Origin of the sequence: Microbacterium sp. I2 (genome assembly GCF_051364985.1) — a bacterium.
In the GTDB taxonomy this organism is placed as follows: domain Bacteria; phylum Actinomycetota; class Actinomycetes; order Actinomycetales; family Microbacteriaceae; genus Microbacterium.
The window spans coordinates 198,001-212,915 of the sequence record NZ_JBLWIH010000019.1 but is presented as its reverse complement, the minus strand read 5'-3'; the positions used below and the strand labels follow the sequence as shown (position 1 = coordinate 212,915).

Below are 14,915 nucleotides of genomic sequence, written 5' to 3'. Positions count from 1 at the left end.
AGTCTAGTTCTCGCGGCCGCCGACGCTTTCTCCGCTCAGGCGGCGCGCGAGGACCCCGAGGACGAAGTCCCAGCCCTGCCGGTACGAGTCGGCGGGCGCCGCATCGCCCCATGGCCCGGTGTGGCGCAGTTCGAGCGTGGTTCCGGCATCCGTCGCCTGGAACCGGACCTCGACCGCCTCGTCCTGCGTCGACCCGTCGTCGTCGGTCCAGACCCAGGTGAACGCGAGCCGCGAACCCGGTTCCACGAGCAGGTACTCCCCCGCGACCGAGATGCCGTGACTCGGTGCCGCGATGCGGTAGCGTCCACCCGCCCGCACATCCGCCTCGACCGACACGTCGTCCCAGTGCGTCCACCACCAGGAGGCGAGCGCGTCGCCGTCGGCCCATGCGGCCCACACCTCGTCCACCGGTGCGGCGATCGGCAGCTGCATCCGAAGCGCATGCGACCGCAGCAGATCCCAGCGTTGGGCGCGCAGTTCGCCGGGCACGTCCGTTTCGTCGGGTGCACCCACCGCTGCCGCGAGCGAGACGAGGTTGGACTCCCAGCCGGCGCCGTACTGCAGCATCCGGTGCGGCCGGAGCCGGTCGTGCTGCACCGTGACCCGGGTTTCCGCGTCCCGGAGCGCGTCGAGCCGGATCCGGACCAGGCCGGGATCGTCGTCACCCGACCACCACGTGTACACGATCGCCGTGGGCGCTTCGCAGTCCTCGAGCACCGCACGGCGCACGACTCCGCCGCCGAGATCGACCTCGAAGCGGTCGCCGGCGCGACGCGGCGGCTCGCCGACGATGGTGCCGTACCACCGGGCGATCCGCTCGGGCGTGGTCATGGCGTGCCATACCTCGGCGACCGGCGCGCTGTACACGCGCGAGACCGTGATGGTCTGCTCGGTCTCGTCTCCGGTCAGCGCGCGGACGAAGGGGTCTGCCGTGTTCATCGTTCCTCCTTGAAGCCGCGGCGCAGTTCGGTGTCGAGTGCGTCGAGACGGTTGGTCCAGAAGCCCAGCTGGGTGTCGAGCCACGCGTGCGCCTCGGCCATCCGCTCGCCGGCGAGCGAGTAGATCCGACGGGAACCCTCCGCCCTGCTATGGGCGAACCCGGCGTCGCGCAGCACCCGCAGGTGGTTCGAGACGGCCGGCTGGCTGATGCCGAACTCGCCCCGGATGACGTCGGTCAGCTCACCCGAGGCGCGGTCGCCGCGGGCCAGGAGTTCGATGAGACGCCGCCGGACCGGATCGCCGAGGATGTCGAGCGCGTGCATGCTTCATTGATATCAGCATCCACTGATATAAACAAGCGCTGATATGCGATCGGGCATCAGGCAATCTGGACCAGCGTCTCCACGTCGTCGAGAGCAGGATCCGACACCTCGAGCGCTGCGGACGGGAACGCCTCGAGACCGTCAGGGGAGGCGGCATCCGGAACCACCCACGCGTCCACCCGCAGACGCTCGAGCCCCACGTAGCCGCCGTGGTAGCTGAGGAAGGCGCAGTCCGCGGCATCGCGCCCCGTCGAGATGCGCACGAGCGACCGGCGGTTCGAAAGCCGCGTCGCGTCGATGACGTACCAGGCGCCGTCCAGATACGCCTCGGCGACGGCGTGGAAGTCCATCGGGCGCAGGCCCGGCGCGTAGCAGGCGGTGTAGCGGGCCGGCATGTCCATCGCGCGCAGGAGCGCGATGACGACGTGCGCGTAGTCGCGACAGACACCCTGACCCGTCATCAGAGTCGTCACCGCACTGTCGGTCCCCTGACTCAGACCCGGGGTATAGGTGGTGCTGGTGGCCACGAACTCCGACACCGCCGCGATCAATTCGTGGCCCGACAGTCCCTTGAACTGGCGACGCGCCTGCGAGAACACCTCGTCGGACTGGCAGTAACGGCTCGGACGCAGGTAGGTGATCGCCTCGAGATCGCTCGTGCGGCCGGCCGAGGCGTGGCCGTCGACGGTCGCTTCGTACCGGATCTCGAGACGTCCGGGCTCGCCGGTCAGGCGGTGCAGCCGCGTGCCGGACTGGTCGACGATCTCGGTCGGCGTGAAGACGCGATCACCCTGCGTGAACGTGAGCTGCTCCCCCGACAGCGGCACCGCCTGGGCCGCCGCGACCTGCACGATGAGGTCGACGGATGCCCCCAATTCGAGGTCCATCTCAGCGGTCACGACGCGTTGCACCGAAGTATCCTCGCACGCCGAACCCTCAGGATCGCCCGGCGGTTTCCCCACCTTCTCCCCCGGTGTCCGAGCGGCGGCCCGGCGTGACTTACCCTCTATGCATGCACGCGCCCGGTCGCCTCCGCGGACGGCGACTGTGGCTTCCCCTGCTGGGCGCCGCGCTCGCCGTCGCCGCCGTGTGCGTGGTGGCGGTCCTGCGCCCCGGAACGACGGCGGATCCGGTCGCGGCCGGTGGCGTCGAGGCGCCCATCGCCGCCACGGCGCCGGCCGCCCTCGTCCTGCCCGACGAGGCTCGCGTGCTGGTGTTCGGCGACTCATGGGTCTACGGGTCAGCGGCGCTCTCGCCCACGCTGGGCTTCGCGTATCGCCTGGCCGACGAGCTCGGCGTCGAGACCCTCGTCGACGGGGTGCGCGGCAGCGGCTACCTCAAGCCAGGCCTGGACGGTCCGGCCTACGGCGAGCGCATCGCGCAGCTCGACCCGGCACTCGACCCCGACCTGATCGTCATCGAGGGATCGATCAACGACCGTCGCCTGTACCCGGATGGTTACCGGGATGCCGTGACCGCGGCCTGGGACCAGCTCGTGGCCCGCTTCCCCGATGCCGACATCGTGGTGCTGGGGCCAGCCCCGCAGGTGCTGCCGGTCGAAGGGCCCACACGCCAGATCGACGCCGAGCTGCGCGATCTGGCGACCGGACGCGGCTGGTGGTACATCTCCCCCATCCAGGAGGAGTGGATCACGACGGCCAACTACGCCGCTGTCATCGACAGCGGTCCGATCGGCCGCGACCATCCCTCCACAGCGGGTCACGCCTACCTCGCGACCCGAGTGGCCGACGCCGTGCGGGGCATGACCCAGGCGGCGGATGTCGTGGCCGACGCCCCTCTCGACGACGAGCTCATCGCGCCCTGAGCTGGCGATCCGTCCCGGCTCGGGGTGGTAATCTCGATCGGCACGCCTCCGTAGCTCAGGGGATAGAGCGTTGGTTTCCGGTACCAAAGGTCGCAGGTTCGATTCCTGTCGGGGGCACCAGTCGGGAAGAGGGGTCGCGGGGCATTCAGCCCTTGCGGCCCCTTTCTCGTGACGACACTGCGACAACGTTCGTATCCGGTGCACCCCAGGCAGCATCAGGTGGGCAATCCGCCTCATCCGTGCGGCCTCGTGCCCTCAACGCGGCGGTGCCATCGCGCAGCCATCGCACGACACCCCGCCGATGCTCCACGACCGGAGCGTCCGGCAGTGCGCTGAACATCACACAGCCGTCGTACCGACCCGCATCGTCCGCTCTCGCCCTCGCCATCGTCGCTGCGACGAATCCGATATCCATCACTCGCCTCCTGTTTCTATCTATCTTTCGATAGACGGTAACAGGGGCCTGTGACATCCTAAACTGGTCTTGCCGGTAACAGAACGGGGCGAGTATGTCGGAGCGGTGGCCGAGATCCGTGGGTGGCGACGTGGCGCTCGACTTCGCCAACACCGACATCGTCTCCGGCGGCGACCGCTCGACCGACGTGCTGCGATCGGTTGAAGAGTTCCTCGCCTGGTGCAGGTATGCCGGCGTGGCGGCGGCATCCTCCGTTCCCGCCGGCACGTCTGCCAACGACGAGCGAACCCTCCTCCGCACGGCCACCCACGTGCGAGCCGCGATCCGGATCGCCCTGGTGACCGTCGCCCGGCACCTCGACATCGACCCGACCGTCCTGCACACCCTCCGATCGGCCTACGCCGACGCGATCGGCCAGGCCACCCCTGGCCTCGACGGCGACCATCTCTCGTGGGCCTGGGAACCCGGGTCACCTCGGGCCGCACTGTCCGAGCTGGTCGCCTCCGCGGTCGACCTCCTTCGCGATCACCCTGCCGGTCGCCTCAAGGAGTGCCCGGGTTGCGGGTTCGTGTTCCTCGATGCCACCAGGAACGGCAGCCGTCGGTGGTGCTCGATGGAGGACTGCGGGACCGAGGAGAAGATGCGGCGCTACGTCGCCAAGCGCGCCGAAACGCGCGCGCGACCGACCAGTACGCCGGGTGAACCCGGCCTGCTCAACCCCCGGCCCGAGCATCGGACGCCCGAACGTTGACGGGCGGCCGCCGCAGCGTTTCGCGAGCTGGGACCGCCGACACGAGATACTGGACGCATGTCTTCCTCTGTCGAACGCCGCTCCAACCCGACCGCCTGGGCCGCATTCTGGTTCGCCCTCGCCGGCCTCGTGCTCATGCCGATCCCCCTGTTCATCGGGCTGATCCTCGGCGGCGGCCTCTCCATCGTCGCCGCAGTCCTCGCCGTGATCGCCCTCCTCAAGGGACTCGCGCGCAACGGCAAGGGCATCGCCCCCGTCGTGTTCGCCGCGATCTTCATCGCGCTCACGTGGGGCGGCATCTCGATCGGTGGCGGCACCATCTGGTAGGCAGGTCGGCCGAGTGGCTCCAGCATGCCGGATGCTGGCGAGCGACGGGCCAATTCGAGCCGTTCCGCTCGTCGCCCACGGTGAAGCGGCAGCGCCGGCGCGAATCACGGAGGTCTCGCCGTAGGGGTGCCGATACAGCCGCCACCAGCCTGCGCTCAGCGCGTATACGGGCCGCTCGCTTCGAAGGACGCGGCAAGGGCATCGAGCGTGACCGCCCGTTCCTTCATCGCGATCCGGCGAAGGACGGGAGTCGCCAGCCGGTACATCCCGTGCGTGTGCAGTGTGGCCGTGTGACGCACCAGCGTGGAACCGCCGTCGGTCGTCTCGAGTCGATAGGCGGGCCAACCCTCGAGCTTGAGCTTGCCTGCTTTGGACTTGTCCCACCAGTGGTAGACGAGCCTGTGCGGCGGCTGGAACTCTGCGATCTCTCCCGGGGTGGGCCCAGCGGACGTCTCGTCGAGGTAAGTGGTTCCGACCGTCGGCGCCCCCGCGGAGGTCTGCCGCGTGCGTCGAAGCATGCTTCCCCTCTTGGGCATCCACTGGTTGTGCCCGTCGATGTCAGCCAACCGGGCGAAGACATCCTGGATGTCAGCATGAACCGTGCGTGTCAATTCGAACTCTACGACGCCCATGCCGTCAGGATACGGCTGTGCGTGCAGCGCGCTAGCCCCCTGAACGCTTGGCTCGCGTGTGGTGTCCTGCTTCGCGCTGATACCAATCCGTTGTCTAGCCGCAGTTCGGTCGGCAGCCGCGCTGCGTGACGGCGTCGATCAGCACCGTGCCGATGTCGGTCGGCTGGAGCGCCTGGTATGCGGCGCCGTCGGTGGCGGCGGCGATCTGCTCCAGAGCCGCCTGATCGGTGTCGGGCCCGTAGCCGATCGCGATGACGGCGACGGGTTTCGCCGGGTCCCGCAGCGTCTCCAGCTGCGCGAGCAGCCCCGGCAGGTCCAGACCCTCGTCGTCCTCGTTGTATCCATCGGTGTTGAGCAGGACCAGATTGATCTGACCCGGGACGTAGGTGTCGCGCATGTACTGCACGGCGGCGAGCACGCTGTCGTAGAGTCCCGTCCCGCCGCCGACGAAGCTGTCGAGTCCGTTCGCTGTGTCGATCGTGTGCTGTTTGTGGGCCGCGTCGCTCAACGGGCCGAACGGGACGATCTCCTGCCAGTCCTGCCCGCCGATCCGCCGGCTCGAGAACACCCACGTGGCGAGGGACGAGTCGGCCGACAGCGAGTTGACCGCGCGGACAGCGGCCTGTTCGAAGAGGTCGATGCGCCGCATGTCGGCTGTCGCCGGCTGAAGCATGGAGCCTGAGACGTCGTTGAGCGACAGCATCCGTGACGGCGCGGTGAGCACCTGCCACGTGCGCAGCACTTCGGCCTGGTTGGCGCCGTCGGCGGGGTCAGGCGCCGCACTCGCACCCTCGGTGTCCAGCTCGGTCGAGCCCGCCATGTTGCCGGCCGCGTCGCGGAGTCCGTACTCGGCGAGGTGGGCGCTCCCTCTTGCCACGGCGGTGGTGAGGGCTTGGACCGCCTCGAGTGTCTCGCCCGAGGCATCCGCGAGCGTCACGAAAGGCATACTCACCGCGGGCTTCACGTCGGTGGGATGGATCGGCACGAGCGGGGTCTGCGCATCGGCGCCGAACTCCAGGACAGCCTGCTCGGTCGTCACCGCGATCGTGGGAGCCGGAGCAGCGGATGCCGCGGCGAGCGCGTCGGCCGTGGTGGGGACGACGCCCGCGTCAAGGCCCAGTACGAGCGCGGTGAACGTACGCGCATCTCCGGCGACCGCCGTCTGCAGCGCGAGCAGGGCGGCAGAGCTCGCGGCGACTGTCGCCGGGTCGGGCAGCACGGCCGCGACCGCGCGTCCCGCCAGGCTCGCGAACCCCGAGCCCGCCGCCTCGACGACAGCCACGGTCGGCTCCGTCGCCGCGAAGACGACAGGCGTGCTGGCCACCGCGTCGCCGATGACCAGATCCGCCGTGTGCACGCCCGCAAGCTCAGCCTGACTGGTCGCCCGCGCGGGCCACATCGCGGAGTCGGGAACCCAGACGTCGAAATCCGGCGCCGACCCCGCAGCCAGCGCCGCAGCCGTGACCGAGCTGTCCTCGGCCCGGATCGTCACGTCGGGGCAGTCGGAACGAGATCCTGCCAGGTCGGCGACGATCGCCTCGAGCGCACCCGCGACCGCCGGGTCGGCAGTGATGCGAAGGCTGGATGGCAGACAGTCACCCGTCGGCGCGGACTCCGACTCCGGCTCACCAGCGGCTCCGCGCAGGAAGAAGACGACGAGCACGACGGCGATCGCGACGGCCAGCATCACGATGACACCCAGGAGGATCAGCGAACGCCTCCGCCGCTGCGCGGCTCTCGCGGCTGCGCGAGTCGGGGCGTCGCCGCTGGTGGGCGTGTTCGGCTGCACTCGAGTCACAAGCACTCCGATGGACGGCGGGTGGTGCCCGCGCTTGGGGGGATACGACGCCGTATCGGGGGAAATACGCCATCGTACGTTCGGGGGGATACCCGATGGAGTATAGGCGACGAGGACGGATCCACCACCCACGGCCGGCTTCGGGGCCGTTTCGCGGTCGTTGATCCCTCAGCGTGGAGAGACTCGGGCTACGCCGGTTCGGTGGTGCGGATCACGCCGCAGTTCACGCACGACCAGACGACCAGGAACCGCTCGTCGTCGAGGATCTCGAACACCAGCGGGTCACTGCACGTCGGGCAGGCCCGTGGATCTGCCGCCTGTTCCTTCATGCTCTCAGCCTAGGGACTGTGAGATCTCGTGCTTCGGCGCCGTCTCTAAGAATTAGAGTTCTGGCATGGAGCAGTCGGGTGCCGCTGTGACCGAGCCGCGCCCCGGCGAGGAGGCCACCCCTCCCCTGTCGCAGCCGATCGCCCACGAGCACGCTGTGCCCCGGCGGCCGCGGCGGGCAGCTGTTGTCGGCTGGATCGTCGGGATCGGCTTGGTCGTTCTCGTCGCCGTCGGAATCGCCTTCGTGCACACCTCGGCACACCGCGGGTTCGACGCGGCGGCGAACGAACTGGCGGACGCGGCCGAGGCCGAGTGGCAGGCGCAGCGGTCGCTGGAGGGCACCGAGAGCATCGCCGATGCCACGCTGACCGCGTCCGAGCAGATCGTCGCATCGGCCGCCGACGATCTGGTCGATCCCGCGGCCCGCTCTGCGCTGGCCGAGATCGGCGCGACGGCCTCGGAAGCGCGCCACGGGGCGTCCACGGCCCTCGAGAACGAGGTCGACGACGCTTTCGCCCTCAAGCCGTTCTGGACGTGGGAGCTCTTCGCCGGAGCATCCGATCTCGACCGACGCGCAACCGTCGCCGCCGCTGACGCGGCCGAACTGACCGGAGCGGAATCCACCCTCGAGGACTCGCTCGATGCGGTGTCGGAAGCCGCCGCCACTCTGTTCGCGTCGACGCCACCCGCATCTGCCGCGTTGGAGGCAGCCAACGTCTCCGCCCGCACCGGTGCGGTGCAGGACTTCCGGGATGCTGCGGCCGACGTCGCGCAGCAGACCCGTGCCGACTCCGACGCCGCCGTGGCGTTCTCGGTGTACGCCGCGCGAGCGGGCACGCTGAAGGAGTCCGCACAGCAGGAACTGGCCGAGAAGGCCGGTCCGTTGCTGGCCACCCGGCTCGAGATCGAGGCATACGCACGCTCGATCTCGGGCGGCGTGCTGCTGGACTTCGACTGGGCTCCGTTCGTCGCCGGCACAGGAGGCGACGCCGGGATCGGCGGCACCGCGACGTGGGATTCCGCGCGAGGCGGATCGTCGACCATCACCCTGTCGCACTCCGTCGCGCAGTGGTGGCCCTCGGCCGATGCCCGGGCGCTGGTCACCCACGAGGTCGGGCACTCCATCACCTCGAAGTGCCATGCGCTGTTCGACTCGCAGGACCCCGACGCGAACGAGGAGTGGGCGACGGCGTGGGCGATCAGCATGGGCCACACCGCAGAGGGGAACGGCGTGCAGGCGTACGGGTACCCGTCGCAGGCGATGACCGACCTCGCCGCGACCTGTCGCTGAGCCTGCGCCAGGGGCCCGATCCCGCCGCCCACCGGGCACCACTTGCCTGCCCGTCCGGCCGGTGTCAAGGGCGTGCCGAGAAGTGGGCCGACGTCAGAAGATGAGGCGTGGCGCGACCTCGCCGCGCCGAGAGGAGATCATCATGACGCACTTCACCCCGGAGGAAGAGGGCGGCCGCCGTGGCGAGGCCGTCGTCTTCTGGTCGTGGATCGCAGTGCTGGCGATCGGGCTCGCGTACATGATCCTGATTCCGCTGGGCGGGAGGTGAGCCGTGCGTGCGCTTCGCGACAATGCGCTCAGCATCCTCTTCGGCGCGCTCTTCGTGATCGCCCTGTGCGGGCAGTCGGTGGCGGGCTGGCTGGAGAACAACGAGAAGCTGCAGCAGCACGGCCGGCCGGCCGAGGGTTTCGGGTCGTTCGTGACGTCCTCCGAGTTCGTCGTCGACGTCGCCGAGAACTGGCAGTCCGAGTTCCTGCAGTTCTTCCTCTTCATCGCCGCGACCATCTGGCTCGTCCAGCGTGGATCGCCGGAGTCGAAGAAGCCGGGTGACGAGGGGCCGGGCAGCGACCAGGAGCAGTTCGTGGGCGCGCACGCGCAACCGGACTCCCCCGAGTGGGCACGGGTGGGTGGCATGCGTCAGCTGGTCTACTCCAACTCGCTGCTGCTGGTCATGGGCACGGTCTTCGTGCTGTCGTGGCTGGCACAGTCGCTCGCCGGCACGGTCGTGATGAACGCCGAGAACGCCGATCACGGCCAGCCGCCCATCGGCTGGATCGAGTACATCGGCACCCCCGACTTCTGGAACCGGACGCTGCAGAACTGGCAGTCGGAGTTCCTGGCGGTCGGGGCGATGATCGCGCTCTCGATCTTCCTGCGCCAGCGGGGCTCGAGTGAGTCCAAGCCCGTCGGCACCCCGCACCACGTGACTGCAGAGGAAGCGAAATGAGATGGCCTGGCGACGAAGGACGCACGGGAGGATGATGAGGAACGAGACCCACCGGGCGATCCCTTTTCTAGCGGTCCCGGCTTCCGGCGTCCGGCGGCCTCGGGGAGGCGCGGGATGGGCAAACTGATCTACGACACCACGGTGAAGGTCGACTTCGACGACCGGACACTCGCCCACCTGCAGCTCGTCATCGGAACGAAACTGCGCCGCGGAGAGCCGTTCCACTTCACCTGGCGCGACGATGCCAGCATCGGCGACGGACGCACCACGGTATGGGTGCACCCTCGCTGCTCGCTCGTGTACAAGTACTACGGGAGCAGGATGCCGCGGCTCAATCCGGCATGGATCGACGCGCTCGCCCACACCGCGAACTCGCCCGCTGGCCTGTACGTCGTGCCCGAGCCTGCCGCGCCCACGAACCACGAGGAGCGGGTGCCCGAACGCGATCTCCTCGCGTGAGATGAGCAGAGAGCGGATGCCGCGACTCAGGCCTCCTGCGAACGCGCGCTGGCCGCGGGCGTCTGCGCCTCGGCAGGCAGGGACGCGACCGGGATCACCACGACGTCCTGCACCTTCCAGTCCAGCGCCGCGATCGCGGTCCGCGCGTCTTCGAGCTCGCTCACGCGCACGCGGTCCCGGCGCGGCACCACGAACACCTCGATGTGGAACACCTGGCCCATATCGCGCATGCGCACCGCGCAATCGCCGACCCACGGCATCCCGTCCACGCAGTCCGCGATGCGATCGATGAGCGGGTGCGGTTCGGCGTCGTCCTCGGTGCGCGCCCGCTGATCGATCAGGTCGCGCACCGCTGTCCGCGCGTTGCGCCAGCCGTCCCACACGATGCCCAGCGAGATGAACAGCGCCGCAGCACCGTCCAGCCACCACCAGCCGACGCCGATCCCGAGCACACCGACGATCGAGGCGGCATTGGTCTGCCAGTCGGCCTTCGCCATGTCGGCATCCGCGTAGAGCAGCTTGTTGTGCAGCACCGGCGCGAGCTTGGCCTTGGCATGCCCGTAGAAGAACGGACCGATCACGATCACGCTCATCACCGCGACCATGATCCAGCCGAGCCACACCGTCTGCCCGAACAGCACGACCGTCCCGATCGACGGGTGGTCGGCGCTGATGAGCCCGCTGATCGCCTCGTAGGCCAGGTTGCCTCCGACGGCGAGGAGGGCGACCCCCGCGACGAGGTGCCCGACGCCCATGACGCGGTGCAGTCCGAACGGGAACGCGCGGGACGGCCGACGCCGGATGAACAGGAGCGCGGTCAGGAACGCGATCTGCGGGATGAGCGACAGGATGTCTTCGACCCACGCCGTCTTCATCGCCTGCGAGCCGCCCAGCACGAACGCGACGATCACGATCGTCACGACCGTGTAGGCGATCGTGAACCACTCCCAATGGACCGCGCGGCGCAGGGCCTGCTGCTGCTCGTGCGGGAGGTCGGTGCGCCCCATCGTCTTCATCGGCCGACCTCGTCGTCCAGATACCCCTCGACCGTCGCCAGCCACGCGTTCTCGCCCATCGGCACGAGCATGACCACAGAACGGTCCCCAGCCCCAGGTATCGACGCGTACGCCCGCGTGACGCCGACCCGCTCCACCCACGGCGAGCGGTCCGTCATGCCGCCCACGGCGATGTCGAGCTCGCCGTTCTCGAGCCCCTCTACCAGCTCCTCCTCACTGCCGACGACCCACTCCACGCGCGCGTCGAGTGAATCCGCAAGACCCTCGATCAGCTCCGCCAGCGAGCCGTCGACGTGATCCTGATCCACGGTCACCAGCTGCCCTGACGCTGAAGCGCCGGCCCGCAGCTCGCCGCCCCGAACGCGATCCAGCGTGCCGTCAGGGTCGGCGGGCACGGTGACGCCGCATCCCGTGAGTGCGGCCAGCGCGAGCACGGTCGCCGCCATGACGCTTCGCCGTTGCGAACGCATCGGGATCACTCCTCGGCGGCCGCGAGCCGGTCGACCGCGGGCCCCTCCAGCACTTCTCCGTCGGGAGTGAACCGCGAGCCGTGCAGGGGACAGTCCCAGCTGCACTCCGCATCGTTCCAGGTGAGGATGCCGCCGAGGTGCGTGCACACAGCGGATCGGCGACGCGTGACCCCGCCCACTGTGGACTCCGCAACGGGCGACATGCCACGCCGCACCACGCGTCCGGCCCCCTCGGCGGGCGGTTCCGGCGGCGCGGCACCGATGCCGCTGCGCACCCAGTCGGCGACCAGATGCCCGCCGACGGAGGCGTTCGCCTGCACGGTCTCACCGACATCCAGCAGGCTCGCGTGGTGCTCATCCAGTGCCACGCCCCAGGCCGGCGGGTCGCCCTGCAGCCGGCCGGCGATGCGCAGCGCCGAGGCCACCGCGTTGGTCATCCCCCACTTGTCGTAGCCGGTCGCGGCGAACACGCGGCCCCCGCTGCGTGGCAGCACGCCCGCAAACGGCAGATGGGTGACGCTGCGATAGTCCTGCGCCGCCCACCACGTGCGTCGGATCGCCCCCACCCAGTTGCCCGTGACCCAGTGGTCGAGCTCGGCCAGCAGCGTTCCGGTGCTCTCGGCACGCCCGGTCGGGTGTGCGCCGCCGCCCGCGATGAGGATCGGCGCCCCGTCAACGGTGTCGCATCGCAGCGAGCGCGACGGATCGTCCACCGACAGGAGCATGCCCGACGGAGCCTTCGTCCCGGTCGGCAGCCGGTAGGCGGCGGCGAACGATCGCGAAGGCACGAGCTTGGCGAACAGCAGCCCTCGATCGAGAACGGATGCCCCGGTGGCGAGCACGAGCGTCGTGCAGCGAACATCGCCCCGGCGTGTGTGCGCGACGACGCCGTGGTCTTCGACGTCCACGGCGGTCATGCGGCATCCGGTGATGATCGGCACCCCACCGTCACGCAGGCGCTTCGCCAACGCGCCCAGCAGGAGGAGCGGATGCAGCTTATACTGCCCCTCGAGTCGCAGCGCTGCCCGTACCGCGAACGGCACGCCCAGCTCGTCCGGCGACGGGTTCTCGACCCACTGCACATCGAGCCCCGCTGCGACCGACGCGTCACCTTCACGGCGCAGGGTCTGGACGCCCTGCTCCGTCGCCGCGTAGGTGATCGCGGTCTCGTTCGCGACCACCCCGGGAACGCCCTCGAACTCGGTGGTCACCCACTTCTGTGCGGCCCGATTGGACTCGACATAAGCCCGCAGCGTGTCATCGCCGGCGTGCGCGCGGATGCCCGAGAGAACCTGCCCCTGCAGCAGGCTGAGCTTGCCGGTCGTGTTCCCCGTCGTGACGGCCCCCACCGACCGCGCCTCGATGACCGCGACGCGCCGCCCCGCGCGGTGCAGCATCCACGCGAGCGCGAGACCGGTGAGTCCCGCTCCGACGACGAGCGTCTCGGTGCGCGCCGGCGGCGCGGACCGGTCATCGGGGACGCGTGGCGCCGTCTGCGTCCAGAGCGATTCCATGCGTTTCTCCTCGCGTCCGTGGCATCCGCCGAGGAGCCATCGCGAAGCGTGCGGAGGCCCCGTCCCTACAGCCTGCGCCCTCGGCGCGCGACCCGCGACGGGGTTGACACTCGATCCGGCCGCCGGTATCTGACCGCACGCGACGATCGCCCCGGTCAGTCACACCGGGGCGATCGTCGGGCGATCAGCGTGAGGCGCGCATCACTCCGCGAAGCGGTTCTTCATCGCGTTCGCATTGGCGTTGCCGTGCGACTTGCCCGGCGACGACACCCCGTTGACCGTGGACGTGTCGAACGCGAACGTCAGCACCGCGGCGGCGACGGCATCCGAATTCACATCCAGCGCATACGTGTTGACGTTGCCGACCAGGTCGTAGTCCTCGGCGAGCTGCGCGTACAGCGCCTCGTCCTGCCCTTCGCCGGTGAGGTTGTCGCACGCAGCGTGGTAGCACGGGTCGTAGGACGCCCCGGCAACGCCGCCGTACAGCTCGGCCTCGGCGACGGACTTCTTGACCTCCGCGCCGGTGAACAGGCCGCCGGCGGGGACGCCCACGGCGATGAAGGGGCCGTAGTCGCTGCGACCCGAGAACTCACTGTCCTGGAACGGCTCGCCGCGGCCCGTGTAGAACTGCTCGAAGACGTCCTCGATCTGGGCCGACCCCTCCGGGATGAAGCCCTCTTCGGCGGTGCCACCGGAGTTGTCGCCGTCGTAGATCCCGAACATGTAGTTCGGCGAGCCGATCATGTCGAAGTTGAGGTACAGCGCGAGGTCGGCGATCTGCTCTTCCGACAGGTTCGCCACGTAGTGCTCCGAGCCGAGCAGGCCGCTCTCTTCGGCGCCCCACCACGCGAAGCGCACGGTGTTGTTCGGCTTGACCTTCTGCATCTGGATCGCGGTCTCGAGCAGACCGGCGCTGCCGGTGCCGTTGTCGTTGATCCCGGCGCCGTCCTGCACGCTGTCGAGGTGCGCACCGGCCATGACGGTGTTGGAATCGTCGCCGGCCGCTGTCTCGGCGAACACGTTGTACGTCGTGCGGATGTCGGCGTCGTAGTCGACGGTGACCGTGACGGTGGCCCCCGGCGTGGTGGCAAGGTCGGCACCGGCGGAGTAGGTCGCGAAGACGGCGGGGATGGTGAGGCCCGTCGCGTCGCCGATCATGCCCACGAGGCTGTCGTCGCCGGTGTTGTTCATGATGATGACGCCGGCCGCACCCGCCGCCTGGGCGTTGACAGCCTTGACGGCGAAGCCGCAGCCGCCGCGCTGGATCAGTGCGATCGAGCCTGCGGGGAATCCGGCGAAGTCGGCGGCCGTGCAGCCGCCGGTGTTGTCGGGCGAGGGCAGGTCGACCGGCACGAGCGGCGCGGTCGCCGTCCCCTCGGGGCTGCCGGTGTCGAACTCGTTGCGCACGAAGTCCTCACCGTCCACGAAGGTCCGCGGGTTCGGCGAGACGCGGATGAGCGCGTTGTTCTCGTCGAAGTACTCGAACTCGAACTCCTGCACCTCCGGCGTGTACCCGGCCTCCTCGAGCTGCTCGACGACGTAGTCGACGGATGCCGCATACCCGGGCCTTCCCGAGGCACGGTCGCCGTGCTCGTCGGCGATGGCCTGGAACGCCTCGAGGTGCTCCATCACCCCGTCGAGCGTCACCGCCTTCGTGATCTTGTCGACCGAGTTGTTGTTCGGTCCGGCGTAGGCGGGTGTCGCGAGTACGACGCTCGCACCGAGTGCCACCGCGGTAGCGATGGCCAGGGTGCGCCTGTTCCTGATCGGCATGGTTGTGCCCTCTCCGCCGACGACCCCTCTGGCGTCGGCTCTGGGCGGGATGCTTCCACAGCCCACGCCCGAGCACCAGACCCCGGGCGCGAACGTCATGCAAGCCTCA

At 69.5% G+C, this 14,915-nt stretch carries 17 protein-coding genes and 1 tRNA gene; 8 read left to right on the top strand and 10 right to left on the bottom strand.

The window, feature by feature from the left end; genetic code table 11:
• Positions 1 to 3: 3 nt before the first annotated feature.
• The 3 genes from ACLKM7_RS14625 to ACLKM7_RS14615 are packed head-to-tail and all read right to left on the bottom strand — an operon-like array spanning position 4 to position 2,173.
• A complete protein-coding gene (locus ACLKM7_RS14625; RefSeq protein ID WP_436447888.1) occupies positions 4 to 939 on the bottom strand; it encodes an SRPBCC family protein in 936 nt (311 codons plus the stop codon).
• A complete protein-coding gene (locus ACLKM7_RS14620) occupies positions 936 to 1,262 on the bottom strand; it encodes an ArsR/SmtB family transcription factor (RefSeq protein WP_436447887.1) in 327 nt (108 codons plus the stop codon). Before ACLKM7_RS14620 ends, ACLKM7_RS14625 begins: the two co-directional genes overlap by 4 nt.
• Before the next feature lie 56 nt (positions 1,263 to 1,318).
• On the bottom strand, positions 1,319 to 2,173 hold the full coding sequence (locus ACLKM7_RS14615) for a transglutaminase-like domain-containing protein (protein WP_436447886.1): 855 nt from the start codon (positions 2,171 to 2,173) through the stop codon (positions 1,319 to 1,321).
• A gap of 101 nt (positions 2,174 to 2,274) precedes the next feature.
• Between ACLKM7_RS14615 and ACLKM7_RS14610 the strand changes: the two genes are divergently transcribed.
• The 4 genes from ACLKM7_RS14610 (at position 2,275) to ACLKM7_RS14595 (ending at position 4,580) form a co-directional block, all read left to right on the top strand.
• Entirely contained in the window at positions 2,275 to 3,087 is an 813-nt protein-coding gene (locus ACLKM7_RS14610) for an SGNH/GDSL hydrolase family protein (protein WP_436447885.1), read from the top strand.
• A 44-nt stretch (positions 3,088 to 3,131) separates the two neighbouring features.
• Positions 3,132 to 3,207 (top strand) — tRNA-Arg (locus ACLKM7_RS14605).
• Positions 3,208 to 3,632: 425 nt separating this feature from the next.
• Entirely contained in the window at positions 3,633 to 4,253 is a 621-nt protein-coding gene (locus ACLKM7_RS14600; protein ID WP_436447884.1) for a CGNR zinc finger domain-containing protein, read from the top strand.
• A gap of 57 nt (positions 4,254 to 4,310) precedes the next feature.
• Complete coding sequence (locus ACLKM7_RS14595; RefSeq protein ID WP_436447883.1) at positions 4,311 to 4,580, top strand: hypothetical protein; 270 nt, start codon at positions 4,311 to 4,313, stop codon at positions 4,578 to 4,580.
• Between the two features lie 155 nt (positions 4,581 to 4,735).
• On the opposite strand, the gene ACLKM7_RS14590 is transcribed toward ACLKM7_RS14595, so the two are convergent.
• From ACLKM7_RS14590 to ACLKM7_RS14580, 3 genes are all read right to left on the bottom strand, one after another.
• Complete coding sequence (locus tag ACLKM7_RS14590) at positions 4,736 to 5,212, bottom strand: SRPBCC family protein (RefSeq protein ID WP_436447882.1); 477 nt, start codon at positions 5,210 to 5,212, stop codon at positions 4,736 to 4,738.
• Positions 5,213 to 5,306: 94 nt separating this feature from the next.
• On the bottom strand, positions 5,307 to 7,010 hold the full coding sequence (locus ACLKM7_RS14585; protein WP_436447881.1) for a substrate-binding domain-containing protein: 1,704 nt from the start codon (positions 7,008 to 7,010) through the stop codon (positions 5,307 to 5,309).
• A 188-nt stretch (positions 7,011 to 7,198) separates the two neighbouring features.
• Positions 7,199 to 7,339, bottom strand: a complete 141-nt coding sequence (locus ACLKM7_RS14580) for a hypothetical protein (protein ID WP_436447880.1) — start codon at positions 7,337 to 7,339, stop codon at positions 7,199 to 7,201.
• Between the two features lie 65 nt (positions 7,340 to 7,404).
• On the opposite strand from ACLKM7_RS14580, the gene ACLKM7_RS14575 reads away from it, so the two are divergent.
• The 4 genes from ACLKM7_RS14575 (at position 7,405) to ACLKM7_RS14560 (ending at position 10,033) form a co-directional block, all read left to right on the top strand.
• On the top strand, positions 7,405 to 8,628 hold the full coding sequence (locus ACLKM7_RS14575; protein ID WP_436447879.1) for a hypothetical protein: 1,224 nt from the start codon (positions 7,405 to 7,407) through the stop codon (positions 8,626 to 8,628).
• 142 nt (positions 8,629 to 8,770) lie between these two features.
• Positions 8,771 to 8,896, top strand: coding sequence for a hypothetical protein (locus tag ACLKM7_RS14570; protein ID WP_436447878.1), 126 nt, complete (start codon positions 8,771 to 8,773; stop codon positions 8,894 to 8,896).
• Between the two features lie 3 nt (positions 8,897 to 8,899).
• Positions 8,900 to 9,574 carry a DUF6766 family protein gene (locus ACLKM7_RS14565; protein ID WP_436447877.1) on the top strand — a complete coding sequence of 225 codons (675 nt, stop codon included), beginning with the start codon at positions 8,900 to 8,902 and terminating at the stop codon, positions 9,572 to 9,574.
• A 114-nt stretch (positions 9,575 to 9,688) separates the two neighbouring features.
• Entirely contained in the window at positions 9,689 to 10,033 is a 345-nt protein-coding gene (locus ACLKM7_RS14560; RefSeq protein ID WP_436447876.1) for a DUF7882 family protein, read from the top strand.
• A 26-nt stretch (positions 10,034 to 10,059) separates the two neighbouring features.
• Here ACLKM7_RS14560 and ACLKM7_RS14555 read toward each other — a convergent pair whose 3' ends face one another.
• The 4 genes from ACLKM7_RS14555 to ACLKM7_RS14540 form a co-directional block, all read right to left on the bottom strand.
• Positions 10,060 to 11,049: a cation diffusion facilitator family transporter gene (locus tag ACLKM7_RS14555; protein ID WP_436447875.1), complete on the bottom strand. Its 990-nt coding sequence runs from the start codon at positions 11,047 to 11,049 to the stop codon at positions 10,060 to 10,062.
• Positions 11,046 to 11,519, bottom strand: a complete 474-nt coding sequence (locus tag ACLKM7_RS14550) for a transporter substrate-binding domain-containing protein (RefSeq protein WP_436447874.1) — start codon at positions 11,517 to 11,519, stop codon at positions 11,046 to 11,048. The genes ACLKM7_RS14555 and ACLKM7_RS14550 overlap by 4 nt, the downstream gene beginning before the upstream one ends.
• A gap of 5 nt (positions 11,520 to 11,524) precedes the next feature.
• Positions 11,525 to 13,033 carry an FAD-dependent oxidoreductase gene (locus ACLKM7_RS14545; RefSeq protein ID WP_436447873.1) on the bottom strand — a complete coding sequence of 503 codons (1,509 nt, stop codon included), beginning with the start codon at positions 13,031 to 13,033 and terminating at the stop codon, positions 11,525 to 11,527.
• 201 nt (positions 13,034 to 13,234) lie between these two features.
• Entirely contained in the window at positions 13,235 to 14,806 is a 1,572-nt protein-coding gene (locus ACLKM7_RS14540; protein ID WP_436447872.1) for a M20/M25/M40 family metallo-hydrolase, read from the bottom strand.
• Positions 14,807 to 14,915 lie beyond the last annotated feature (109 nt).